At 60.1% G+C, this 24,256-nt stretch carries 26 protein-coding genes and 1 pseudogene; 8 read left to right on the top strand and 19 right to left on the bottom strand.

Features of this window, described 5'->3' with window-relative positions:
- Window positions 1-82: 82 nt before the first annotated feature.
- From KBA48_RS03825 to KBA48_RS03785, 9 genes and pseudogenes are all read right to left on the bottom strand, one after another.
- Window positions 83-1,378, bottom strand: coding sequence for a DnaB-like helicase C-terminal domain-containing protein (locus tag KBA48_RS03825; RefSeq protein WP_292903669.1), 1,296 nt, complete (start codon window positions 1,376-1,378; stop codon window positions 83-85).
- On the bottom strand, window positions 1,375-1,722 hold the full coding sequence (locus KBA48_RS03820; RefSeq protein ID WP_292903668.1) for a hypothetical protein: 348 nt from the start codon (window positions 1,720-1,722) through the stop codon (window positions 1,375-1,377). The genes KBA48_RS03825 and KBA48_RS03820 overlap by 4 nt, the downstream gene beginning before the upstream one ends.
- A 345-nt stretch (window positions 1,723-2,067) precedes the next feature.
- Window positions 2,068-2,190: pseudogene (locus KBA48_RS32995) on the bottom strand (hypothetical protein); the annotation flags it as partial.
- Window positions 2,191-2,207: 17 nt separating this feature from the next.
- Entirely contained in the window at window positions 2,208-2,624 is a 417-nt protein-coding gene (locus KBA48_RS03810) for a hypothetical protein (RefSeq protein ID WP_292903666.1), read from the bottom strand.
- Window positions 2,625-2,645: 21 nt separating this feature from the next.
- Window positions 2,646-3,026 carry a hypothetical protein gene (locus tag KBA48_RS03805; RefSeq protein ID WP_292903665.1) on the bottom strand — a complete coding sequence of 127 codons (381 nt, stop codon included), beginning with the start codon at window positions 3,024-3,026 and terminating at the stop codon, window positions 2,646-2,648.
- Window positions 3,027-3,028: 2 nt separating this feature from the next.
- Entirely contained in the window at window positions 3,029-3,322 is a 294-nt protein-coding gene (locus KBA48_RS03800; RefSeq protein WP_292903664.1) for a hypothetical protein, read from the bottom strand.
- Window positions 3,323-3,374: 52 nt separating this feature from the next.
- The gene (locus KBA48_RS03795; protein WP_292903663.1) at window positions 3,375-3,842 is read right to left on the bottom strand and encodes a hypothetical protein; all 468 of its coding nucleotides are present in this window, start codon (window positions 3,840-3,842) and stop codon (window positions 3,375-3,377) included.
- A 98-nt stretch (window positions 3,843-3,940) separates the two neighbouring features.
- Window positions 3,941-4,357 (bottom strand): hypothetical protein, encoded by a 417-nt coding sequence (locus KBA48_RS03790; RefSeq protein ID WP_292903662.1) that lies wholly within the window; start codon window positions 4,355-4,357, stop codon window positions 3,941-3,943.
- A complete protein-coding gene (locus tag KBA48_RS03785) occupies window positions 4,351-4,758 on the bottom strand; it encodes a hypothetical protein (protein WP_292903661.1) in 408 nt (135 codons plus the stop codon). Before KBA48_RS03785 ends, KBA48_RS03790 begins: the two co-directional genes overlap by 7 nt.
- Window positions 4,759-4,858: 100 nt before the next feature.
- Between KBA48_RS03785 and KBA48_RS03780 the strand changes: the two genes are divergently transcribed.
- Window positions 4,859-5,146 carry a helix-turn-helix domain-containing protein gene (locus KBA48_RS03780; RefSeq protein WP_292903660.1) on the top strand — a complete coding sequence of 96 codons (288 nt, stop codon included), beginning with the start codon at window positions 4,859-4,861 and terminating at the stop codon, window positions 5,144-5,146.
- Between the two features lie 92 nt (window positions 5,147-5,238).
- Here KBA48_RS03780 and KBA48_RS03775 read toward each other — a convergent pair whose 3' ends face one another.
- From KBA48_RS03775 to KBA48_RS03750, 6 genes are all read right to left on the bottom strand, one after another.
- A complete protein-coding gene (locus KBA48_RS03775; RefSeq protein WP_292903659.1) occupies window positions 5,239-5,988 on the bottom strand; it encodes an HIRAN domain-containing protein in 750 nt (249 codons plus the stop codon).
- Window positions 5,972-6,946, bottom strand: a complete 975-nt coding sequence (locus KBA48_RS03770) for a HipA domain-containing protein (RefSeq protein WP_292903658.1) — start codon at window positions 6,944-6,946, stop codon at window positions 5,972-5,974. Before KBA48_RS03770 ends, KBA48_RS03775 begins: the two co-directional genes overlap by 17 nt.
- Window positions 6,947-7,032: 86 nt before the next feature.
- Window positions 7,033-8,265: a site-specific integrase gene (locus KBA48_RS03765; protein ID WP_292903657.1), complete on the bottom strand. Its 1,233-nt coding sequence runs from the start codon at window positions 8,263-8,265 to the stop codon at window positions 7,033-7,035.
- 108 nt (window positions 8,266-8,373) lie between these two features.
- A complete protein-coding gene (locus KBA48_RS03760) occupies window positions 8,374-9,354 on the bottom strand; it encodes a portal protein (protein WP_292903656.1) in 981 nt (326 codons plus the stop codon).
- 3 nt (window positions 9,355-9,357) lie between these two features.
- The gene (locus tag KBA48_RS03755; protein WP_292903655.1) at window positions 9,358-10,008 is read right to left on the bottom strand and encodes a hypothetical protein; all 651 of its coding nucleotides are present in this window, start codon (window positions 10,006-10,008) and stop codon (window positions 9,358-9,360) included.
- Window positions 10,005-10,373 (bottom strand): hypothetical protein, encoded by a 369-nt coding sequence (locus KBA48_RS03750; protein WP_292903654.1) that lies wholly within the window; start codon window positions 10,371-10,373, stop codon window positions 10,005-10,007. The genes KBA48_RS03755 and KBA48_RS03750 overlap by 4 nt, the downstream gene beginning before the upstream one ends.
- A 146-nt stretch (window positions 10,374-10,519) precedes the next feature.
- Here KBA48_RS03750 and KBA48_RS03745 point away from each other — a divergent pair, with 146 nt between their 5' ends.
- Both KBA48_RS03745 and KBA48_RS03740 read left to right on the top strand, forming a co-directional pair.
- Window positions 10,520-11,176: a helix-turn-helix transcriptional regulator gene (locus tag KBA48_RS03745; RefSeq protein WP_292903653.1), complete on the top strand. Its 657-nt coding sequence runs from the start codon at window positions 10,520-10,522 to the stop codon at window positions 11,174-11,176.
- Window positions 11,177-11,368: 192 nt separating this feature from the next.
- Window positions 11,369-11,689: a hypothetical protein gene (locus tag KBA48_RS03740; RefSeq protein WP_292903652.1), complete on the top strand. Its 321-nt coding sequence runs from the start codon at window positions 11,369-11,371 to the stop codon at window positions 11,687-11,689.
- A gap of 76 nt (window positions 11,690-11,765) precedes the next feature.
- Here the strand turns inward: KBA48_RS03740 and KBA48_RS03735 are convergent, their stop codons facing one another.
- From KBA48_RS03735 to KBA48_RS03725, 3 genes are all read right to left on the bottom strand, one after another.
- The gene (locus KBA48_RS03735; protein ID WP_292903651.1) at window positions 11,766-12,308 is read right to left on the bottom strand and encodes a hypothetical protein; all 543 of its coding nucleotides are present in this window, start codon (window positions 12,306-12,308) and stop codon (window positions 11,766-11,768) included.
- Between the two features lie 396 nt (window positions 12,309-12,704).
- Window positions 12,705-13,058, bottom strand: coding sequence for a hypothetical protein (locus KBA48_RS03730; RefSeq protein ID WP_292903650.1), 354 nt, complete (start codon window positions 13,056-13,058; stop codon window positions 12,705-12,707).
- Window positions 13,059-13,318: 260 nt separating this feature from the next.
- Window positions 13,319-15,616, bottom strand: a complete 2,298-nt coding sequence (locus KBA48_RS03725) for a RyR domain-containing protein (RefSeq protein WP_292903649.1) — start codon at window positions 15,614-15,616, stop codon at window positions 13,319-13,321.
- Window positions 15,617-15,849: 233 nt separating this feature from the next.
- Here KBA48_RS03725 and KBA48_RS03720 point away from each other — a divergent pair, with 233 nt between their 5' ends.
- Complete coding sequence (locus KBA48_RS03720) at window positions 15,850-16,638, top strand: helix-turn-helix transcriptional regulator (RefSeq protein ID WP_292903648.1); 789 nt, start codon at window positions 15,850-15,852, stop codon at window positions 16,636-16,638.
- A gap of 624 nt (window positions 16,639-17,262) precedes the next feature.
- On the opposite strand, the gene KBA48_RS03715 is transcribed toward KBA48_RS03720, so the two are convergent.
- Window positions 17,263-17,679, bottom strand: a complete 417-nt coding sequence (locus tag KBA48_RS03715) for a helix-turn-helix transcriptional regulator (protein WP_292903647.1) — start codon at window positions 17,677-17,679, stop codon at window positions 17,263-17,265.
- A 469-nt stretch (window positions 17,680-18,148) separates the two neighbouring features.
- Between KBA48_RS03715 and KBA48_RS03710 the strand changes: the two genes are divergently transcribed.
- The 4 genes from KBA48_RS03710 to KBA48_RS03695 form a co-directional block, all read left to right on the top strand.
- On the top strand, window positions 18,149-20,962 hold the full coding sequence (locus KBA48_RS03710) for a glycosyltransferase (RefSeq protein ID WP_292903646.1): 2,814 nt from the start codon (window positions 18,149-18,151) through the stop codon (window positions 20,960-20,962).
- On the top strand, window positions 20,959-21,660 hold the full coding sequence (locus KBA48_RS03705; protein ID WP_292903645.1) for a methyltransferase domain-containing protein: 702 nt from the start codon (window positions 20,959-20,961) through the stop codon (window positions 21,658-21,660). Before KBA48_RS03710 ends, KBA48_RS03705 begins: the two co-directional genes overlap by 4 nt.
- Window positions 21,661-21,731: 71 nt before the next feature.
- Complete coding sequence (locus tag KBA48_RS03700) at window positions 21,732-22,964, top strand: BNR-4 repeat-containing protein (protein WP_292903760.1); 1,233 nt, start codon at window positions 21,732-21,734, stop codon at window positions 22,962-22,964.
- Window positions 22,965-23,059: 95 nt separating this feature from the next.
- A partial coding sequence (locus KBA48_RS03695; protein ID WP_292903644.1) for a hypothetical protein occupies window positions 23,060-24,256 on the top strand: 1,197 nt, incomplete at its 3' end.

Below are 24,256 nucleotides of genomic sequence, written 5' to 3'. Positions count from 1 at the left end.
AACGAAGAGAGAACTTCAACGTCTTCGACGTTGGTGAGAGAAGTTAGTTTTTCGGGTGTTTACTTACACTTACTGGGAATGACTATGCGGCCAGATCACGGAAGAACGGGCCCGGTCCCTCGATGCGGAAAGCCGGGGCATCCGGCCCGCCGATATCGGCCACCGGCGTGAACCGGCTCAGCTTCATCTCCAGCCAGCGATCGGGACTGTCAGCCTCGCCTCGGATGAAGAAGAGCTGGTCGGCATTCCGGTTCAAGCCGGTACGGCAGACGGCGGGCGCCTCCCCATCGTCGGCAAGCTGTGCCAGCACCAACACCCAGATGCCCAGCCGCTTCGCTGCGGCGGCCAGCCATTGGGCAACGATGCGCAGATGCTCTTCCTCTGATACCGCCCGATCCCGGCCGCCAACCAGTTGCCAGTAGTCGATGATGATGCCGGTGCAACGATGCTTGTGACGTGCCGCCATCACCTCGGCCCGGAGCTGCTGCATCGTCCCGCCGGGCATGTCGATATAGATCATGTGGTCGGGAGCCTCTGCGGCATAGGTGCCGACCTTGCCCAGCAATGCCGCCCCAACCTGCCCACGCAGGGCGAGGCTGTTGGTGCCCAGGTCATGGGCGATCTTCCGTGTCTCGATCTCCGCCGCTCCCATCTCCAGGGCGGCATAGGCGTGCTTCACGCCTCGGCGGTTCAAGTGATGGCTGATCGTGCCTGCCAGCAGGCTCTTGCCGGCTTTGCCGCGGCCTGCGATGGCGTAGAACCGACCAACCTCCAAACCGCCTCCCATGACCCTGTCCAGCGACGGCAGGCCGGTGGAGAAGATCGCGCCCGGCCGCTCCAAGCCACTGACCACCTGGCGCAGCACCTCGAATCGGTGTCGCGCCTTGCCGCCACCCACCAACCCCTCCACTTCCGCGATGGTGGCGGATACCAGGTCGTCGATGTTCTCCGCTCGGTCTGCGCGCTGGCAGGCTGTCAACGTCACCTCCATCAACCGGCGCCGACGGGCAAGATTGCGCAGATCTTCCGCATAGCCGGTGACATTGGCTGCGAGGACCAGCGTGCCCGTGAGATGCCGCAGCAGATCCCGTACCCCCGCTTGTCCTTCAGCTTCCATCCTCTCCGCCAGCTCCCGCAACAGGGCCGCGTCAACCGCCCGCCCTTGGGTGCGGCGATCCGCGATCTCGGTGAATAGTGCCGCATGGATCGGGTCGAAGAAGTCGCCGGCATCGCAGTGCCCAACCGTCAACGCGAAGCCATGGGGCAGGTTCAGCGCCGCGGCCAGAACCATTAGTTCGGTTTCCTGGCTCCAGTTCCGGTCCACCAGAGCCTGGATGGCGGGGAGGGTGATCAGATCGGTTGGGGCGGAGATGTTCATTGGGTGTTCACCAGATCGAAGACAGATTCTGCGGCGGCTTGGCGGCGGGCGGCATGCGGCGGGGCATTGGCCTGGGGGCTGGCGTACTGCTGCCACCCCGCTTGGTTCAGCCAAGTCACCGCCTGCTGGATGTATTCAGGTGCCTGTTGCTTGCGCTTCATCGCGGCGGCATAGCCCAGCGCGCCCCGGATAATCTCGTCGGGGGCGGTGCCGGCCTTCACCAGCTTGAGGAACTTCTCTCGGGCCGGTTTGCGTGGATTGGGGTTGTCCCCCCTGGACGGGTAGGCGGCCCAGAGCTCCTCAAAACGCTTTTCGGGGTCGTCTCCCTGGGACTGATCGTTCACAGCCTGCGATATGACGGAATCCCCTGCTGATCTTTCTATGATTTTTCTTACTGACTTTTTGGGGGCACGTGGCGCCCCAGGGCTGGGGCACGTGGTGCCGGGGGGTGGGGCATCTGGCGCCCCAGGGTGGGGAACATCATGCCCCAGGGTGGGGCATGTGGTGCCGGGGGCTGGGGCACCTTGTTCCCCAGGGGGTGGGGAAGCGTTCATAGTCTCCAAACGCTCAACCACCACCCGGTAGGTGCGCGGACGATGGGAACGGGGATCACCCTCTTCCACCAGAGCCAAAAGCCCGATTTCTTCCAGATGGCGAAATTGTTCTCGTACAGCCCTTTCCGACAGGCCGCAGTCGTCAGCAACCCGACGCAGGCCCGGAAAAACATTGCCGCCATCGTCATCAGCAAAGCCGCATAGTCGGACAAGGACGGTCTTGGCCGTGGTTTGGATGCCACGGGCTTTCCAGGCCATGTCGATCAAACGATAGCTCACGGTTTCACACCCCAATGACGGCAGTACAGATCCGTTAGAAGCTGGGCTTGTTTGCAGGACAACGGGTTTCGCGCCTTGCCCCGAAGCAGGTTTTCCATATCGGTGAGGAAGCGGCGCTCCCAGTCGTTCCAGCCGCTCCCCGCCAGCAACTCGGCGACCCTGCGTCGGGCGCCTTCCGGGCTCAGGTGAATGAAGCTGAAGGCCATGGAGGATGCTTGTCGCTCGGCCGTGGCGGGCCGTTGAGCGGGAGGAAGAGACAGCAAGGCGGCCACGTCGTGCCAAGACGCACCGGCACCGGCTAGCACCCGTCCGATAGCCGCAGCCGTGGCCACGACCTCCCCATCCCGATCCGACGCGAGCATGGGCAGCATCTTGGCCAGCTTCGTGGTGATGGAGGGCGAGAGGGCGCCCATGGGTGACTTCCTCCAGCGATATCAGGCGTGGCCGGCGGTCTGAATGTGCGTGTCGGTGTCCAGATCGAGGAGCATCCCGACCTCCAGGTCATGCACATGAACGGACAGGACACTCGCCGCCAGCACGGCCCGGCGATACTTCTCCACCATGCGTTCCAAAAAGCCGATGGTTTGCCTCAGCTCTTCGAGTGCCAGGACGCTGTTGTCACTATGGGCAACCGCCAGGGCCTCCATGGCCTGATAGGCCTGATCCATGTGTTCGTAGGCGGCGGCGAAGTTACCGGCCACCGCGGCCATCCTGGACGGGCGCCGGGTGGCGTGGGGAGCGTCCTGGATACGTTGGGCACGGTCGGCCGCTTCGCGTGCCCAAGCCAAATGGGCCTTGATGGCTTCAAGGTGCATGATCATTCCCCCGTGTCGCTGGTGGAGCGGCGCAGCTTGCCCAGCCTGGCCAAAGCCCAGGTGTCCAACTCGTCGCGCGGATAGAGGGGCGTCTTCAGGCTCTTCTGGTAGGGCGGCCCGCCCCCGATGCTCGCCAGCTTCGCCAGCGTGGCGGGAGCGATGGTGATGCCGTGGGCGGTCTCCAGATACTCGCTGGCCTCCCAGCGACGCAGCCGGGGCTTTCGCAGGGCCAGCGGCAGGCAAAGCTCGGGCGTTTGCGGCCGGAAGTCTTCCGGCCGACCGGTCATGGTCGTCATCTAAAATGGCCTTTCGGTTAAAGGCAGGAAGCCATGCTCCCTGCCTGCTGGATTATTCGCGTTCGCCTATGATGGAACGCTCTTCCTCGGTGTAGTGCGCGATCAACTCACGCAGCTTGCCGACATTGAACGTGGTGACCTTACGAATGTCGGTTCCGCTGAAAGTCACCTTGTGCCATTCAGAAGCTGCGGGCACTTGGTCAGCAGGGAAAGCCGAACCGCTGGGAGGGACGAAGTAATCCTCCACATAGGAAATCGCGCGCGTCTCGGGATGCCGCCGCGCGGCATCTGCGACTTCACACGCAATCCTGCCAGCCCGCGCGGCCTCGAAGCCATCATCCATCAACTCCCGAAACAGCCACAGTCCGATCATATCGTTAGGATCGAACAGACGTGCGCGGCCGGGAATGGTATTTGGGGCGCAGGTGAAGCGGCCGGCGGCCACATGCTCATTGAAGCGGTCACGGTCGATGCGGGCCACACGGCAGGCGGCCACGGTGGTCAACTTGGGGGGGATCATGGGAACTCCTTTCCTCTTGGCATTAACCAGAGGTACAGCAGCCTCTTGATAATTTCAAGAGGTGATTTTGCTCCCACAAAATAAGGGGGCAAAATCACCTATGCGGTGGATGAAAAACGCTCCAGATCCATCAAAATGCTGGCGACCAGCCGACAGTCGGTAGTCTCGCCAAACGTGTCCATTTCGACGGGCTCCTCGCTGTGAGTCCAGGCGATGGCACGAGCTTTGATGCGGATGCCTTCCAATGTCCGAGCCGGCATGTTGACAATCCGCTTCACCAGTTCGCCGGTTCGGTCGCTCTGGCCTTCAGCTTGCTCCGCGATGGCGTTGCCGATGACGTCGGGCGAGGGGTGAAGATGGGAAGCGGCCCACAACTCCCGCTCTTTGGCCCATTCGGCTTCGAACTGATCCCCGAGTTGCAACAGGGTAGCATCGGGGTGGATGGTCGCCGATGCAGCCGGAGGCACCAGCGCGGCACTGGCGACGACGGAAAGGGCGTGGCGGCGGGTCAGCATGACACCACCTCACCCGTCCGGGTGACCATCACCCATTGACCATTGCCCTCCGGCTGGTCCGGTCGTGCCAGGATGAGAATCGGCGGGCGATAGGCGCGCGGCGTCAACCGCCCACCATGGTCACCCGCCGGGCACATGTCCTCGTTATCCTCTTCGGTATCGTCGGCATCCCTTGGCCGCCCATCATCACCCAGCAGCCGGGAAAAGGCGCTGCTGGTGCCGATATCATCATGGGCATCACAGCCGTCCGTTTCCGGTTCAAGGTCCGGGTCACCGTCCAGACTATCCAGACGAGCGATAAGGGCTTCTATGGCCGCCTCGATATCAGCCCTGCTGGCCTGGCTCAGCAGGTGGACAATGGGCGATCCGGGCAAAGTCGTGCTATGGACGGCAGTAGCCATGCCGCGCCTCCGTGAAAGGTCGGTTGTGGTTAGGCCGGGTAGGGAGGTGCGAACTCTCTGCCCGGCCGCTTGTGTACTTGCAGAAGATATGTCATCTTTCATGAAATTCGCAACGGTGTATTTCATGAAAGATGCAATTACCCCTGCCCAGCTTAGAGCAGCGCGCGGCCTCGTTAACTGGTCACGGGAGGAACTTGCCAATCAGGCGGGAACCACCGAACGCACCGTTGCGCGAATTGAACTTGAAGAAGGTGCTGCCCGACAAAGCACCCTCACAGCCATTCGCACCGCCCTTGAAGCGGCCGGCGTAATCTTCATCCAAGAGAACGGCGAAGGGCCGGGCGTCCGGCTCCGCCGCACAGACAAAGAAAAACCCGCCACGGCATAACCGGGCGGGCTTCACACACTTCGGGCGTTGACGCCCAACTTGTTCCATGTTTGTTCGCTTTCGTCAAGCAGCCAAAATGGATTCTGACATCTTCATTCAGCAGCTAGCGTAGCCACAGCTGGCCTAACGCGAACAAAAATAAACGCCCTCGGACTCGTCGGCTTTCCATTAAGCCGTTCGATATTTCCTTCTATGCTCCGACTATTAATCCAGCTTAGAAAAGTTGGCGCTTGAAGCCGATTAATATTCCCAATCTTCTTGCCACCAGCACATATCTTAACGGCCCCAGCATCATATCGATTGTCGGGTTCGGCAAGGACCTCAATACGCTCATTGATTGTTGGGGTATAAGTGTCCGAATAATATCGGAATCCAGCGATCTCCAACATTAAATCGCAGTATTGCGCGTTAGAATCCAGTGGGTCGACCACAGAGAAGCCGTCACTAGGAAGCTTTGCTTCGGTGGAGCCAAGAAGAGATATAAGAGGCAAGTTCATTTCCGAAGGAATTCGAAACTGCTTCTTGTATTCGGAAAAATCTGGTCGAGTGCTAGGGGGAAGCCTCCTAACAAGTACATCGGCGACACCGGAAGTGTGGAGCAGGCGCTTCGTGCTGAACGCAGGATATCCCTTGTACCCATAACTCAGCAGCTTCGCATACGTTTGACCTTGGTTATGCTGTTCAAACTCGACGCCATCTTCAAAGTAGCGCAAAGACAGCCCGTCAGAATGCGGAGCGATAATGCCCACAGCCCACCTGAAGCGATACTGTAAATGATCCGGCGCCTGCCAAGCCAGGAAAAGCTTTGGCGGTTCGGAAACACGCTCAATCCAATTCGCCATTGTACCCTCCCAGAATCTCCGCAAGTGCAGCCCTACGAGCCTCGACAAGCGCTGCAACAAATCTCGCTCTAGCCGGCGTGAACCGAACGCCCACATCAAACTCAGCGCACTCGTCACAGATTGCGGTGATCTGCCCCCTTTCGAATCGAATCACATTTCGCATCTCCGCGCTAGTGCGCGGATAGGCAGAGATGTATTTTGCGCAGAGCGACATATGGGGTAACGGTCCATCTTCAGAAGCGTTCCATCCGCAATGATGGGTTCCCCTCGACACATACCTCGATAGCGACGCGTTTTCACACAGAGCCCCCAACTTATCTTCTGACTGCTCGTATCCCAAGCTGGTCCCGTTATCGAATGCCGGGGCGAATCGAAATGACTGTGTTCCGTCCGTGCATTGATTCACCAGAAATCCCCAGTTTTCAGGGTGTCGGTCTGTATTTCCAATCAACGCATCAAATGCCAAGATTTGAGCCCACCAAATTTCTGGATCGGGAAGTTTAAGGGCCCGACAGAATCGAAGATTCGTTCTCAGCTCATGAGGGCGACCTCGTTTTCTATCGGATAGCAAGCGCGCTAAGTATTCTGATGCATGAATAAAACGCTGAGGCTCGGCCTCCAATGGGTATCCGAAGAAAAATTCCATGAGAACACCAACCTCACCCGTGTTTTCGTTAACAGCGACGTGGCAAGGGGGTGCGTTTATCCCGGCTATCTTGGATATCCTGTATGATATAACTTCCGACCAAAGTTGAATTTCTTGCCATTTCTTCTTCGAAGTTTTAAATATGTACTGATGGCCTGGAATGAGAAAGTCAAATGGGGCAGGGTCCGGACATACAACAGTGGACTTCGGCTGAGAGCCTTTTGGGTGAATGGAAAAATCTTCATCAGAGGCCCAACTGCCTATGAATACTATTTCATTTGGTTTTTGCACCGCATTATCGTCGTATGGCATAATAATATTCCTTACATCATGCGCTTAATATCATGTGCCAGAGTTATTTCTCTATCAAATAGGTGTAGTCATGCAATGGAATTCGATCAACGCTTACTGTCAGCTAAGATGGAAATCTGGGAACTCATAGCCGCAGCAATGTTCCCCGCTATCCTGTCGGCTGCTGCCTTCAGGGGATCATCGGCCAGGTGCGCATAACGCGCCGTCGTGCCCGTGTCCCGGTGTCCCAGCAGCGCGCCGATCACGACCAAGCTATCACCGCCGGCCGCGCCCACACTGGCGAAGCTGTGGCGGAGATCATGGATACGGACACCCGGCAGTCCCGCCCGTTCCCTTGCCTTCTCCCAGGCCTGATAGACGGCCGTAGTGGTTCCATCCCGCCCGCGTCCAGGGAAGACCGGCCCGGCAGTCCGATCCGGCTTCATCTCCGCCAGCAGCTCCAGCGCTGGCGTCCCCAGCGGCACCACCTTGGCCCCGGTCTTGGAGTCTGGGAAGCGGATGCAGGATCGTTCCCAATCCACCCACTCCCACCGCAAGCCTGTGATTTCACCCCGCCGGCACCCGGTGAGGATCAATAGCCGGATCACACCCACCGGCGGGGCGTTGGTGCCGTCGTCCAGCAGATCGGCCAGGGCCTTGCCCAGCCGCGCCATCTCCGCCGGCGACAGGAAGCGCTCCATCTTCTTATCGGCGTGCCGCTTCACTCCCCGCACTGGGTTGTCCGGCCGGAGCGAGCGGTTCACCGCGAACTGGAATATCCCCGACAGCAGACCCAAGGTGCGCGTGGCCACGCCCCGACCGCCGGTGACGATGGAGCGGGATTTGAACCCGCCCTTGATGTCCGCCTTCGTCCGGCCGGCGGCAATGTCTGCCTGCATCCGTTCAATGTCGGCCCGCGTGATGGAGCGCAGTTGCCGCTTGCCCAGCAGCGGCTTGATATGCCGCTCGATCCGGCCCTTGTCAGTGGAGATGGTGGAGGGCTTCTTCGTGGTCATGCCCTCGGCGACATACAGGTCGCACAATTCAGCGACGGTCAGGTCGCGGCGTTGTTCCGCCCGCTTCTCCGCCGGGTCCAGGCCCCGCGCTACATCGGCCAGGATGTTCCTGGCTTCCTTGCGCGCTTCTTCGGCGGTCATGACGCCATGCCGGGCAATCGTCATCCGCCGGGACCGGCCACCAGCCCGGTACTGAACCAGATAGGTCCGGGAGCCGCCCGGAGTAAGCCGCAGACCGAAGCCCGGCAGCTCGCTATCCCAGGCGAAAATGTCCCGTTCCCCCGGCTCCAGGGTATCCACCAGCTTCTTCGTGATCTTCGGCATCACACCACCCTCTTGGAAGCAGCCCGTAAGCACCACGTAAGCAGCAAGCGGAATATTCCGTCGTTTACCCACGTTGCCAACGGCCCGATTTTCACGCCAAAAACCACGCTATTTCAATAGGATGGCTTCATTCTGGAAAGGGCGCGAATATACCGGAAAATATAACTGGTCAGCCTGCCAGATGCCGGTGACGGCGATGGAGGCGTTTTTCAGGACCAGTTCGACGACCTTGTTGGCGGTCTTGATGTCGGGCAGGGCCTTCATCACGGGGCTGCGGCCGTAGGTTTCGCCGGGGGCCTTCAGCCAGCGGAAGGCGATGAAGGGCATGTCGGTGAAGCGGCCCTCGGCCAGCAATGCGGGTTCGTCGCCATCGGCCAGGAGCAGCCGCCACCGCCAGGCCGTTCCCTCCGCCATTACCGATTCGATCATGGCGAAGCGGCGGGAGGGGTCGGCGGCGCCGTCGCGTTTCACCGGCTCGGGAATGCGGTCCACCGGAACCCGTGCCGCCAGTTCGGCCAGGGACAGGCGCTGTCGGCGGTAGAGATGGTCTAGCCGGCCCTCCGCCCCCTCTTCCAGCACCAGATCCGACAGGGGCACGGCGGTGAAGCGCAGGGCGGAGGGGGCGCCGGGGGCGGCTTCCTCCACCAGCAGACAGCCGGTCCCGCCCGTCACCACATCCAAAAAAGCCTGATGCGCCTCCACCGCAAAGTTGGAGCGATCGATCTGGGCATGGAAACTTTCCGAAGCCTCCAGCAGCAGGGGCGACAGGCTTGCCGCCAGTTCGGTATCCAGCGCCGGGCCAGGGGCCAGCCCCATCCAGCGCGACCAGGGCGGCGTCAGTTGCGCCAGCAGCGAGGCCGCCAACTGGTCCACCGCGTCGGCGGCGGTGGCGTCATAAAGGCGGTCGCCGCGCCGCGTGCCCGGCGTGGCTCCGGGATCGAAGCCGGCATGCTGGGGCAGGGCATGTTCATAACATTCCCGCCAGAGCGGTTCCCAGACGGCGCGGCGGGCGACGGCGCGGGCATGGCGGTCCAGCAGGCTGGCCGCCAGCGGGTCGGGCGGGGTCTGTGTCTGTTCGGACAGGGCCATGGATCATTCCCCCAGCAGGGTCTTGCGCGCCGGTGCCAGGGCGCCGGGCGCCAGCACACCGCGCCAGCCGGTCAGCACCGTGCCGGCCCGCCCCGTGGACCGGCGCAGCAGGCTCTGTTCGGCGGCGGTGGAAGCAGGGGCGGCGGGGCCGGTCGCGACCGCCGGAGCGGGGTTGGCAAGGGATAGCGTCGCAGCCGGGGCGGGGCTGGCCGCCACCACGGTTGGGCGCGGTTTGGGGGAGGAGACGAGGCGGGCCAAGATCGGACACTCCTTCTGTGGGGTGGGGGCAGGCGGGTCGCCGCCCAGATGGCGGTAGAGCTGCCAGGGCGTCTGAACCCACGGTGCGCGGATGCCCAGCACCCGTTTGGCCACCGTGACGCAGGTGAAGGGGGCCAGCGGCCATTGGGCCGGCAGGGGCGGGCATAACAAAACTGGCAATACGGAATGGCCGCGCGTGCGGAACCAGGCGGCCAGATCGGTATCGGCGGGCAGGGGATGGAACTCCACCTCCAGCCTTGTCGATAGCGGGTCCAGCGTGACCCAGCCGCCGGCAACGGGCAGAGCCACGAAGACATGCCGGAAGCCGGGGCGCAGAAGGCGCAGCCAGGCGATTTCCGTGTCGTGGCAGAAGACCAGCAGGGCCGGCCCTCTCATCGCACGATGCCCTTGCCGCGCAGGACCGGCGCCAGGATCGACAAGGCTTCGACCCACAGGCCATGGTCGCGCATCTCCCGGCGGCGGTCGGCCTCCGGTGCCATCTGGCGCCGGCCATAATGGGCCAGGACCAACAGATGGTCGCGCAGCAGCCGGCGCTGGCGGTGCAGCCGGTCCACCACGCCCAGGATGTCGGACGGTTCGCAGGGACGGGCAATCAATCCCTGCCCCGCCTTCACCCGTGCGCCGGCCTGCTTGGCTTCCTGTGCCGAGATGAACCAGAACCAGGCCTCCTCGACGCTGTCGAAGGGGGTGGTCCCGGCAAGGGGGAACGGGGGTAAGGCGCGCGGCAGGGGGCCGGGCATGCATGCGGTCCGGGTCATCGAAGAACCTTTCGTGACAATGGGCGATAGGTAATTTCCCTTAAGACTGCATGGATAAATTCCTATGTCAACGGATAAGTGAAAATTATCCTAGGGACAGGCAAGGGGGTTTCTGGGATAAGACTCCCATGCTGAAACATTCCGACATATGGCGGGCCATCGACCGGCTGGCGCAGCGACATGGCCTCTCCGCTTCCGGGCTCGCCAAGCGTGGCGGCCTGGATCCGACGACGTTCAACAAGTCCAAGCGCATGACGCCAGATGGCAAGCTGCGTTGGCCCTCGACGGAAAGCATCGCCAAGGTGCTGGAAGCGACGGGCAGCAGCTTCACCGATTTTGTCGGCATGACAGGGGAAGGGGGCGGGGGCGGCGATGCGCCGCTGCCGCCGCCGCCCAGCCTGCGGCGTGTGCCGGTGATCGGCTATGCCCAGGCCGGCAATGACGGTTATTTCGACGACGCGGGATATCCGGCCGGCAATGGCTGGGATGAGCTGGAATTCCCGCATGTCACCGATGATCATGCCTATGCGCTTGAAGTGTCGGGTGACAGCATGGAGCCCGTCTATCGCGACGGCGACATCATCATCATCTCCCCTGCCGCCTCGGTGCGACGGGGGGACCGGGTGGTGGTGCGCACGCGCGACGGGGAGGTGATGGCCAAGCAACTGGCGCGGCAGACGGCCAATCGGCTGGAACTGACCTCTCTGAACCGTGCGCATCCCGACCGGTCCCTGGCCATGGGCGATGTCGCCTGGATCGCGCGCATCATGTGGGCCAGCCAGTAGGGGTCTGCGACGCGACCACCCCCAACTGCTAGTGATGGATCCCCTTGTCCTGGGTGCGGTGACCCGAGTCGCAAGACAGGTTGGGAGTCGGATTTGGCGGCCTGATTGTCCTAGGAATAAAATCATTGATCAGGGGGCCGTTACCGGTCTATCCTCCGCGCATGCCGTGTTTCCATGCCGGAGTCGCCCCCAATGACCGCTTCCTGCCCCCTGCCGTCCCCTGACACGCTGGCCCTTCTGGATGATTTACATGCCCGTTATGACGGGCGTCCCCCGCAGCGGCAGCGGCTTGCGGCCCTGATGGCGGGGAATGATGTCCTTGATCTGGCGGTGGGGCAGGCACGGCGGCAACGGCTGCTGGCCCAGGCCTGGGCCGCCCGTCTGGCGGTGGCCCGCCGGCGCGGTCAAGTGGCCGCCGACCATGTCCTGGACGATGCCTGGCTGTTCAGGCTGAGCTGCGCCCTGGGCGAGGCGCGAAAGGGCATCGTCGGTCTGGCTGACGGTCAGCATTAATCACGACGGATGGCAGGGTTCCAGGTGAAGCGACGGCGCGCCCGGTTGAAACGCCGTCATGTCGACCGGCCGGATTCTAGGCCAGCAATGCCTCCTGCTCGATGCTGAGATGCATGTCGTCGGCATCCCAGAACCGGGGCAGACGCTGATCGAAACGGATGGCGCCCAATACACGCGCATCGCCGTCGGCGCAGCCGAAGGGCAGCAGCAACCGGTCATACCGCACCTTGTCCCCGCCGGGCAGGTCGACACGGATCCGGCTCCAGTGCGGGCGGCCGCTCTGACGGGTTGTGACATAGGATTCGGCGGTGACCCGGAAGCCGGGCGATTTGCTGGCATCGCGCAGGCCACGGCCCGTCAGGTCGCGGCCGGTGAATTCCACCAATTCGGAACCATATAATGTATAGCGTGCCTCCGCCCCGCTGCGGGGAAAGCGCGCCATCAGCAGGTGACCGAGCCAGGGTTTCAGGTCAAAAACCAGTTCCCCCGACCACAAGGGCAGGCCCCCTTCACGCGGTAAGGCCCGCCACCAGGGCAGCAAAGGCTGCAGCAGGGCTGGCGGGTGATCCTGGAAAGCAGCCGTTGGCTGCTGCGACAGACTGGCCGTACCAGAAGGCATGGGGCGGTGACCACCATGTTGGACAGGAGCGGTCATGGTGCGCCGCTTGGGCACGGCTGTCCATCCTGACCGCACTGCAACATTTAATAAAATGCGTCTTATACCAAGGGGCATGGAATGCCCCTTGAAGGCCGGCGACTGCCGGCCCGCGCCACATGGCGCGTAAGCCAGGCCGCCGGATGGCGGCGCCCGGCGCCTGAGGTACAAAGATCAAGGGGCATGGAATGCCCCTTGAAGGCCGGCGACTGCCGGCCCGCGCCAGATGGCGCGTAAGCCAAGCCGCCGGATGGCGGCGCCCGGCGCCTGAGGTGCAAAAGACCAAGGGGCATGGAATGCCCCTTGAAGGCCGGCGACTGCCGCCGCGCGGCCCGTGCCGTGTGAAGCCAAGCCAACGGGTCAGGCGACGCGCGCGCCGCCCCGGTCGGTCTGGGCATTCTTGTGGACCACCAGCGTCACCTTGTCGTTCATCATGTGCAACTGCTTGGCCGACTTGGTGGGCAGGGGAATGCGCTGATTGATGCAATAGAAGATCAGACAGGCGGCCAGGGTCGGATTATCGATCCAGCTCACCTGGCGGTTGCCGTCATCCAGCCCGATATGCAGGGCGCAGCGCACCTGCGGCTCCGTCTGGATTTCCAGGCGGATGATGCTGCCCGACGGCAAGGGATTGCCGGCGCGGCGGTGATAATCCACCACGGCGCGGATCACCTCGTCATTGGTGAAGATGATGTGCCGGATCTCAGTGGGCATGGCTGACCGTTGCCGACAGCGGGGCAACCAACACCAGTGTCGCGGATAGGATTGAGCTGACCACTGGCCATCCGCCGATCTTGGGCCTTTGGGGGGCAGGGGCGACACCTGCCTGATCAGGCCTGGTGGCGCATGCCGGGTCCGTTTTGTCGAACAGCGATGCCGGCTTGTCAAGCTTGCCCTCAAGGCAGGGCGGCAGTCCCGCAGGGGGGCCGAATCGGCCGCGACATTCCCTTCCGGCCCTGTCTGGGGTTTTCCCGTCAACTGAAGCGCAGACAGGCGCGTCCCGCTTGCAGGCGCTGGTTCAGGAACGCCCCGCTCTCGCTTCTGTCATCGCCCTCCATCGCCACGATCACCAGATCACACAGGGCGTCCAGACGTGTTTCCACACCGGCGCGGGCCTGCTTGAACAGGGTGTCTGACCCCTGGATATCGGCGTCGGACATGCCAAGAGGGCGCATGTCGCAAACCCGCGTCTCCGCCGCCGCGCGGTCCAGCAGGGCCGATTGCCGCCGGCATTCCGCCTTATCCACCTTGGCAAGTGTATCCAGCATCGCGGGCCGCGCCGCCTCCAGCCGCAGCAGCCGCCCCTTGCGGCCGGCAATATGCTCCCACGCGGTCAACAGGGCTGCGGCACCCGTCCGGTCGAAACCCGGCGCGTTGGGGGTCACCACCTCCAGGTCGAACTGTTCCGCCGGCCGGCCGGTTTCCCGCATCCAGGCTTCCAGCAGTTCCTGGATACGGTCCGGGTGGACCTCCTGTCGCATATGCAGGCGCCCCACAAGGCCGATCCTCAGGCGTCGGCGCCAGCAGGCACCGCCATCGTCCCATTCCGCGCATCGGCGCAGGATCAGTTCGACATTGCCCCTGTCCTTGCTTTTCGATTCCGCGCTCAGTTCCTCCCAGGGAACCATGTCCTTGTGCAGTTTCTTTTCATCATCGCGCCGGCCCGTGGGGCTTTGACGCCAGCCATCGGTTCGGCGCTCGGCCAGCCACCGGTCATGTTCATATCGTGACAGGCGTTCCATCACCGCCGTGTCGGCAAGGATGGCGGTCGCCGCCGCCGCGGCGATGGCGAAACCGGCATGGGTGTCCGCCGGGGCTGCGGCACCATCGGCATTTCCCGCCTGGACGGGAGGGGACAGCCCTGCGGTGCGCAGCAGTTCCAGGATGCCTTCCGCGCCACGTATGCTGGCGCGGCGCTGCTGATGGCTCAACCGGTTCCAGGCCAGTGCTGCCTGCTGGTCCACCGATTGGCCCCGCAGCCAGGCGTCGTGCATGGCCCGCGCGATCTTGTCGATCCGGTCTTCGATCCGCACCTCCGCCTCGCCGACGGAAAGCCCGCCGAAAAACACCGTTCCGCCGCTAAGGTCGGTGACGGGTGCTGGTGCGACGGTCGGCATGGACTGGTTGCGCACAAAAATCGGCGCGCGCAATTGCATGCGATGCAACTGCACCTGACGCAGCCGCACGGCAATGCCGGTATTGCGCGCGTCATTGCCCGTGGCGACGACGATGGCGGTAATCGGCAGTTCGCTTTCAACCCCGATCAACTGCTCCAGCCCCTGGCCGGCACTGAACAAGCGGGCATCGACGGCGTGGAAGCGGATATCCAGGACGTCGCCAAGCGTCGGCATGGCGCTGAACAGGCGGGTGCGTGCGGCCTCGATCTCGTTGTCAAAGACGGACAGCCGGATGGGTCGGTCGGTGGTGCCGGCGCACCACAGGGCGATGGTTTCAATCAGGCTGACCCCGGTCTTGCCCATGCCGATCAGAACGACATGGATGCGTTCCTGCCCCCTGATCAGGGCCATGCCAGGCAGGTCCATAGCCGAAACCAGACTGCGCGCCACGATCTGCCCCACCGAATAGAGTTCGGCGCGGCCTAGCCAGGGCATCAGCGGTTCGAAGTCGCGGGCGATGGAACTGTCCTCGATTCGGATCGACCAGCTTGCCGGCTGGTATCCGGACAGGGTGCGGGCCCAGGTCAGATTAAAATCCGCCGAGGCGCTTCCCAGATCGATATGGCTGAAGTCCCGCCCGGCCAGTGGCGGCAGGCTGGCAAGCTCCTGATCCTCCATGGCGACGATGCGTGTGGAGCGCTGGCGGGCCGCCGCCTTCATCCGCTCCCGTTCCTGCTCCGGGACAAGGACGGTCAGCGGCTTTTGCGACTGACAGGCCAGCCGCTCGGCCCGCACCAGCGAAAATGTCGTGGCGCCGATCAGCAGATGGTGATGGCGCCGCCGCTGTGTTCTCAGCGCGTCATATCGCTCACCCAGCAATGTGACGGCAGCAAAAAGCAGGACGATGAGGGTGGACAAGGCACCCGTCCAACGGGCGATCTGCAGGGGCCAGGTCAGGCGCGGCTCTTCCTGCACATAAAGCCCGTCCGGGCTGAAACTGACCAACGTCCGGAAAAGCGCTTCGAGAAGACGGTCGGCAGGCGTGGGTAGAGTCTGGAGGTCCCCATGACTGAACCAGCCGATGCTACCCAGCAGGAACGTCGCCGCGACAAGCAACAGGGTGGCGATGGTCAGTAGGCGAGGTTGTTTCCCCATGGGCCTGTTTCCCCAGACGCAAAACCGGACGCCGGTTGTTTAAACCCGACCATACGGCGGTGGAAGGAATTGTTCATTGACGGTCACCGTTCACCCTTGGTCTGGTCCCTGGCTCAGCGGGCACAACACACCGGAGCGCATGTTCGGCTTTTACGGCGTTTCACCTTGAATTCAGCTTGTTGGGGAATTGTGCGGCCGTTATCGTCCATTAGAGCATTCATGGGAGGCCGTATATGTCGGTCCGATACGATGATGTCGCCCGCGAGCATGTCAAGCGTCTGCGGTCCGCCGATACGGCGGTCGAAGCCGATAAAATTATGCAGGCAGCCCTAAATCGTCTGGGATACGGGAATTACATTTACGGGTGGGGTGTGGGAAACCTCAAGAAACGGATATCGCGGGAAGTCAGCTTCCGCACGACACTTTCGATTTCCTTCATGGAACGTTATCTGAAGACCAGCCAGCCCTTTGTCGATCAGGATTTCTATGCTTGGCAGTGTGACCGGCAAACGGAAGTGATCCTGTGGGGTGACCCGGCCATTCATGCCATCATGAACCCGATGGAGCGGGCATGCGACGGCTGGCTTGCGGAGTCAGCGGGGTTGTGTGTCGGCCACACATTGCCCTTGGCGGGTTTCGCCGGTGCCGGGGTGGGGGGGATCGGCATCTGCGCCCACTCTTCCATCACGCAGGAGAAGATCAATGACCATTGGCGAAATGTCGGGTGGGGCGTCAACATGCTGGTCAGGGCCTACCATGAGGAGTTGCATGGCCGTCTGCTGCGGGCAGAGGTGGGATTGACCCCCCAGGAAAAAACCGTCCTGGAACATCAGCTAAGTGGATATGGACCCAAGGAGATTGCGCAGATCATTGGACGGTCGGAGAAGGCTGTCTACGGATATCTGAGAGCCGCAACGGAGAAGCTGGGGGCCCGTACCGATGGACAGGCTCTGATCAGGGCCTATTCCATCAGGGCTATCAGCGATCGCTCTGACGCTCAGAATCGGGGAATGTCAAGGTGAATTTATGACCTTGTGCTCCTGTCCATACCGTACAAAACTGCCCCCAACAAAGATAACGGAGACAGAAAACAATCGATCTTCTTGAGTGCGTCGAGGATGACAGCCAAATGGCTGCTTTCTAGAGACGTGTGAATTTATCTTTTATGTAAGAACCGTCGATCTGTATCAGTAACGCATATTTATGTTTGCAAAAGGCGGGCTGAAACGATCACCGACCTAGACGCCAGGACAGAGAATTTTAATAGCTGTCCAACTCCGTATTGGTATATATAGGGTTAGTCATTCTTTCCAACATATACCAGAACGGTTAGAAAGGTATCCCGGTAAAGGTGGTTCGTTCCACTCCATCCGCCACTCTTTAACAGTGATGGAGCGTTATATGTTTCATGCTATTCCCGATTTCCGGCGACCATCATCCATAATCACGGTCTGGATCGCTGGTAAAGAACTGCAAGCGCTGCGTAGCAATCGCTTTGCTGAATCTTATATCCATATCCGCCATGCCGGGCTGGTTGAGCTATTGCCTGACTGGGGGGCGTTCGCCGGGGGATTTGCCATGCGGGTACGGGCCCCGTTGGTCAGGACCGGTCATCGTGTCATCCACCAGGATTTCTGGATGGGTCGTCAACTCGACTTGGATGTGGTGCTGGGGTTGGATGTCCCCTCCGATTGAGCAACCGCCAGCGCCATTTCCAGTTCCAGGACCAGCATCCGTGAAGCGATCAGAGCGCGGTCCGGCGCACCGGCGATCAGCAACTCGCAAACCGATCGCACAGCGCCGCGTATACGCTCGGCGCCGCCGACTGCCCTAACGGCTGCCAGCATCTCAATCTCGGGAAAGGGCTCTTCGAGTTGGGTTTCGCCGATGATGTCGGAGACACGACAATGCAGGACCTTCGCCAAGCGGCGCAGGACCGGTAGCGTCAGACGGTTATCCTCCTTCTCATAGCGTGAGATCGTCACGCTCGTCGTGCCGATATAGTCACCCAACTGCTGCTGGGTCAGGCCGCGCTGCTCGCGGATGTGTCTCAAGGCGCTCATGGGCCAATTCTATCTTACCGATTCAGTAAGGTCACCTGAACGATATGGTTTACATTATCTTACCGAAACGGTAATTTCCTGATGGAGACAAGGGCGCGCAGAAGCGAACCGTCGGCCCCCGTGCGGAAGAACTGTTATGTCACTTCGCGTCAAGCAAAAGCATAGAATTTGACCATGATAAAAATCTTCAAGCGAAAGGGCGAGACATGAAAAGCTGTTTGGCGGGAGCGGCCGCATTTCCGCACCACACGGCAAGTCGTTGTGCCCGCGCGGGCCCGTGAGCGAAACCCGGCGGCGGGAGCCGTTCCCAAGGGAGCGACCAGGAGCCGCAGGTCCATCTGCGCTGCTGGATACGCCTCCGGTGACGGATTTCGACGGCCCGGTCGAGAGTTCGTTGATGCACTGCATCAGAGTGTTCCGACGCGATCGTAGCTGCAAGGAATCCAGTTGATTCGATGGGGTATTAGTCATGATCGGGAATATTGATGTCTTTCACGAAGGCTGTATTCATGGATGGATTGCGAAGACCGATCAGCGTCATCTGATATTGGAGATCGACGGGGAATTTGTTTCTGCCGGCGTTGTTGACCAGGAACGCCCCGATGTGGTCGCTGCGGGGTTTGCGGTTGGGCCCTGTGGCTTTTCTATCCCGGTGCAGCCATCCCGGTTCGTTGACGGAAAGACCCACCGGATCGTGGTCCGGGTGCTGGGCAATTCAGAGCTTGCCTTGCATGCGAAGCTGACCTTGGGATCGGAGAATTCAGCCCCCATCGACCGGCGGTGGAACAAGGCGGCGAAGGCCGCGGTCGTCTGCTGGGATCTGGCCCACAACCCGGCGGGACGCGCCTTCGTATTGGTGGAGTGCCTGAAGGCACTCTATAGCGAAGTCGACCTGATCGGCCCCTTGTTCGCGAAGTTCGGTACCGCATTGTGGAAGCCGTTGGCCGGTCAGCCGGACCTGACCACCATCACGCAACCGGTTGCCACCTTTCAGGATCTGGTGGTGTTCGCCGATACCCTCTGCAAGAAGAGGTACGATCTTGTCCACATCTGCAAACCCCGCTGGCCTGGCCTTTACCTTGGCTGGCGCTTGTCCAGAATCAGCGGCTGCAAGGTCATTCTGGATATTGATGACCACGAGATGGCATTTTTCAAGGATAGTGGAGGTGAGATGACCCCGGCGGGTCTGCTGGAGGCGCTGGAGGCGGGGCGGATAGAGGCGCATGGCGCCGCAGCGACGAAGATCGCTGAGAATCTGATCAATCAGTTCCCAAACCGGACCGTTTCCAGCATTGCCCTGAAGGAACGGTTCGGCGGGACCATCATCCGGCATGCCCGTTCCAGAACAGTATTCGACCCCGGCAAGTTCGACCGCAAGAAAATTCGGGCACAACTCGGCTACTCGGAATCAGATCGTATCGTGCTCTTTGCCGGCACGATCCGGCGTCATAAGGGTGTCCTGGGCATTGCCCAGGCGATTGTCGAATTGAACGATCCGTCGGTTCATTTTGTCCTTGTCGGCCCCATTGATGACGCGAGTTTGCGCACCGAACTCCGGGGAATGATGGCGAATATCGCGCAGGCGGACGGTGTGCCCTTTGCCCAACTACCGCAATTGATCGCCTGTGCTGATCTTGTCTGTCTGCCGTCCGAAGCCGGATCGCCCGTCGCTGCCTATCAGACCCCGGCGAAGATGAGCGACGCGTTGGCCATGGGCGTGCCTGTGCTGCTGGAGGACCTCCCGCCGTTTCGCGACCTGAAGGGGCTGCCGGGAATCGCCATCCGGGACCAGCGCGCCTTGTCTGCGCAGATGCGGGAATTGCTGGACCGGGTACCGGACAGGGCCAGCATCCGTGACACATTTCTCTGCCACTTCTCGGTCGGATCGGTCAGCCAACCGCTCTATGAGCTGATCGGTCAGGCGAAATCGCCAGACCTGGAAATGGTGGAGGTGCTCGACCGGGCTCTGCTCCCGCGGCCCGTTGCAAATCTGCTGCCGGCTGTCGAGGCGCCCTTTGTCAATCAGGGTGTCGGGCGGGACATGGTGTTCCTGTGGAAGCAGAACGACACGGGCCTGTACGGCCGCCGGTCCGATATGCTCATCAAATATATGATGAAATCCGGCTTTGTCGGCCGGATGTTCCAATATGATGCGTCCATCAGCCTGCAGGCCGTGCAGAAACTGCAGGCTGCTGCCGAGCGGACCGGTGATGCGCTGGTGTATAAAAACGTCCTCAAGCGCTGGCTGGGCTTGGACAACGGATTGTCGATCCGCCGAATCACCCGAATCTACGACGACGCGGGGCGCAACTTCCTAGGAGCCGGCCTGCCCCGGCGTAAGGATCTCGCCGAATTATTCGAAGCTGACTTCAAGGCGGCGGGGCTGAGCCGGGAGGCCATCTTGTGGGTCTGCCCCGTGGCCTTCGATTTTGATGCCGTTACCGTGGCCCATCGGTTTGAACATATCGTGGCCGACCTGATTGACGATCAACGTTCATTCACCACCACCCCCACATTCCGGGCGCAGTTGCAGGAAAATTACCGGCAGGTTCTGTTTGCGGCGCACAGCGTCTTTGCAAATTGCACCGGGGTTGCCGATCGTTTCGCAAGCCTGGTCGACAATCCGATCCATGTCGTGTCGAATGCGGCGGAGCCCCTGGCCGTCGCGTCGGAAGACGTGATTGATTTCTTTCCCGGTCAGGACGTGACGCGTATTGGCTATATCGGCAATTTGCGCGACCGGATCGATATCGACCTGATCACCAAGCTCGCCACGTCCAACCCCAACTACCGGATCATCCTTGTGGGGCCCACCGGTGGCAATGCGGAGGCGCAGGGGCTGGGCGCGATCCGCAACGTGATGATGACGGGCGCGGTGCCATATGAAGAGGCGAAACGGATCGGTGCCGGGTTCGATATCGCCATCATGCCCCACCTTGCCAACGAACTGACGGATTCGATGAATCCGCTGAAAATCTATGTGTACCGGGCACTCGGTCGGCCGGTGGTGACGACCGATGTGGGCAACATCCATGGCAACGACCCAGGAATATTCATCGCCCCGACACATGCGGCATTCCTCGACCGTGTCCGCATGCTTTCCGAAGGCCGGACGGGGCGGCAGCGCTTCCGGTTCCTACGATCCAACGTTCCCGTATGGCCAGAACAGGTATGGCAGATGATCGAAATCATTCAGGCCGGGCATGAGCCGCCGCCGCGCTTCACCAGCTTTGAACCCGTTCCCTTTGCTGCCCGGCAAACTGTGGAGGCCCAAGCGATATGACGATGCAACTGGACAAGTTTCTTAAGAATATAGCCCTGAGTGCCTGCAATATTTGCGGCTCGACGGCGTTCCGTGACGGTCCCGGCGGGCGGCGCTTCAACGGCATTCCCCCGACATGCGAGAAATGCGGGTCACTTGAACGGCACCGTGCGTTGCGGTCGATATTCAACCGTCTGGATACCTCGTTGTTCACGGACCTTATTGCCCTGCAGTTCAGCTTGGACCCGTCGATCGACGAGAAATGGTTTCGCCGTTGCGATCGATCAATATACGGGAAGCGCAATTCATACGACCTTCAAAAGATTCCCCTGCCTGTCGGCGCCTATGACGTCGTTGTCTGCAATCATGTCATCGAACATGTCGAAGATGATCGTGCGGCCTTCACCGAATTATGCCGGATCACCAGTACGCGGGGCTTCGCCTTCGTCTCTGTTCCCAACCCGGCAGAGAGACAGAAGACCGCTGACTGGGGTTATCCCAATCCGAAAGATCACGGACATTATCGTGTCTATGGCGTGGACATCGTTGACAGGATCAAGGCCTATCTGCCTGATACATGGTGTGTGATGATCAAGGATACGGACCCCGTCACCCGCCGGGAAGATATCGGCTTCATCCTGTCCAAGGCCCGCCTGTGGCATGATCTTCCTATTCGGCTGGGTATGCGGGCCAAGTCTGTTAACAAGGTAGCGGCATGACCAGGAACGTCTTGCCACCGTCTACCCTATGCCCGCTTGGTCCGGCATGGGCGGGAAATGCCTTGAATGGCATGACATACAGGCAATTCGGTTTGGTCTCCAGGGAGGGAAGGCAGTTCGGATGTTACTATGATGCGGACGGAAAGGTTGTGGTCTTCGCACGAGACATCGGTTCTTCAGCCTGTGCAATGATCACTGCGGATGCCCCGGCGCTTCCTCATGACGCCCATTACAGCCTGACGCTGGGTATCGACAACGACGGATGCATCCATGTGGCCGGTGGCGCCCATGTCGGCCGCCCGCTTTACCTGCGCGTAGAAGAAATCGAAAACACGCTGAAATTGTATACTGATGGGGCCGATCCTTTCGCGTCCGATGACCGGCTGAGTTATCCGTCCTTCGTCATGGATGGCCGTGGGGGATTGTTTTTCATGGCAAGGCATGGCGTTCCGGCGCGCTCTTCTTGGCGCGTCACGCAATATGACGACATTGGCGGGGCGTGGAACCAGCAATCCTTCCTCCTGGTCAGCGGCATCTGCCAGAATGCCTGGCCAGCAGGTCCCTACCTGAGCACCGCAGTCAGTCCGCGTGACGGAAGGATAGGTTTTTTTATTGTCTGGCGTTCTGAGTCGCTGGCTGGCGCCCGGACGCGTGTGTGCAACATCGGTGTAGATTATCTGGAAGCGGATTTAGCCGATCGCACCTACACGACCTATGACGGGGTCAAGCTTTTCGCGCCGGTGACGCCCGCCATTAGCGAACGGGTTGTCGCTGTTCCATGGCGTCGGGAACTGTGCAATCAGTCAGGGGCGACACGCTTGCCGGACGGCCGCCCCTTTGGCGTTGCCTCCTGGGCCTCTACGATCGGATCCAGACAGGTCCATGCGTTCTGGCCAGCTAGAACCGGTACGTGGCGTACCAGGCAGGTCAGCCAGTTTGAAAACTCAGTAGAATTGAATGGTAAGGGTACTCTCTATTTGGCTTATAGCCGACCTGTGTGCGCTGCCTTGCCCGATGGTCGGGTTATTGTCATATACCGAAGCGGTGATCTAGGCGGCCGTCTTCTTGCGGATGTACTCGAACCGCCTCATTACATTGTGCGACCGGAGCAACAATGGATCATTTGGGATGATGATCTCGGATATTACGAGCCGGTGATTGACGTCATGTTGGCCGAGAATACCGGTATCATTTCCCTCTATATACAGAAATGCGGACATTCCGATGATTCTACGGTGCCAGCAGACAATTCTACCAGTATGTCTTATACAGCAGAGTGGGATTTTTCCCGTATTGTTAGATGAGACAGATTCTATATCATTAAATAATTATAGTTTAATGGTTTTTTGAAACCGTGTGAAGCATAAATGTATATACCAACGAGCGTGGAGAGAGAAAAATGGACTTTATTGTTGGGTACGGAATCGAAATTCTGGAATTTTCGGAGTCCCTGAAATCAATTTCCCTTGAAAGTCCAGATCAATGGTCTGCTAGGCGAATTGGTAGTTTCCAATTGTGCATGACTGGCTGCCATTATGATTCGTTTCAAGATAAATGCTATATCATGGACGGTCAGTTTTCTATAGATGGAAATTATTTTTCCAATCTTCTGCCCAAATATGATGATAAATTGATGGGTCGGACCATTGATAAACTGATCGCCGATGGCCCCAGATCAGCCGACAGTGGGGTCTTCTGCGTTGGGTTTGTAACACCCGATGGTCTCGATATGATTGTTGATGCTCTTTGGCAATTCCCACTCTATTGGAGCCGGATAGGATCAGGGTGGTTGGTTTCAAACAACATACAGTATATTCAGTTTATCATGGCGAAAAATGGGGAGAATGTAAATATCATCCTGGATTCATGTATAGAGAACATGGTGTTCGGCGGCAACATTGCTGGTTCAACGCATGTGGAGCAGATCAGGTTGGTTCCGTTCGGGTGTAAAATCCGCGGAAGCCATGTTCTGAAATTCATAAAATTTAGCAATGTGAAAGTCGGAAATTATGAGGAATTATTAGAGAGTGCAAGTAGATCCGTAACTCGGCATGTTGAATCCGTTTACTCTGCGATGCATCGTGATGAAAGAAAAGTAGTAGTCGATATTACAGGCGGACGAGATAGTAGATGTGTTCTTTCATTTATTCTTAAATCTGGATTTAAAGGAGAAATGTCTGGTCGGTGTATTTCGATATACCCATCTCCGGATGCTAATATTGCTGGGGGTATTATGAGTAAATTCGATATTCCGGTTGCTTGCGTCCCCGTGGTTCAGACAGTCGCAGCGAAGCATGTCAATGAGTTGGCTGTAAGGAATAATGCCGCCCTATGGGGTGGTCTGCGTAGTGCCTCTGCTCCTGTCCCGGGACGCGCCTTATCAAATGTCATCCATTTTTCGGGGGCATTTGGAGAAATTGGAGGAGGGCTCACCGTTTCTGACTATGTCAGTGAAGCAATCCGGCGTGCAGGTAAATATAGTGCTGCGTTGGCCGTTGATATATGGATGGAAAGACGGAGAATGGCTCGGGCCCTCCAGTTGTTAACCAATGACGCTGTGGAATCTGTTAGAAAAAAACTTATAATTTCTTTCCTT

Origin of the sequence: Niveispirillum sp., assembly GCF_017996735.1 — a bacterium.
Classification (GTDB): Bacteria; Pseudomonadota; Alphaproteobacteria; order Azospirillales; family Azospirillaceae; genus Niveispirillum.
This window is presented reverse-complemented; position numbering and strand designations above follow the sequence as displayed.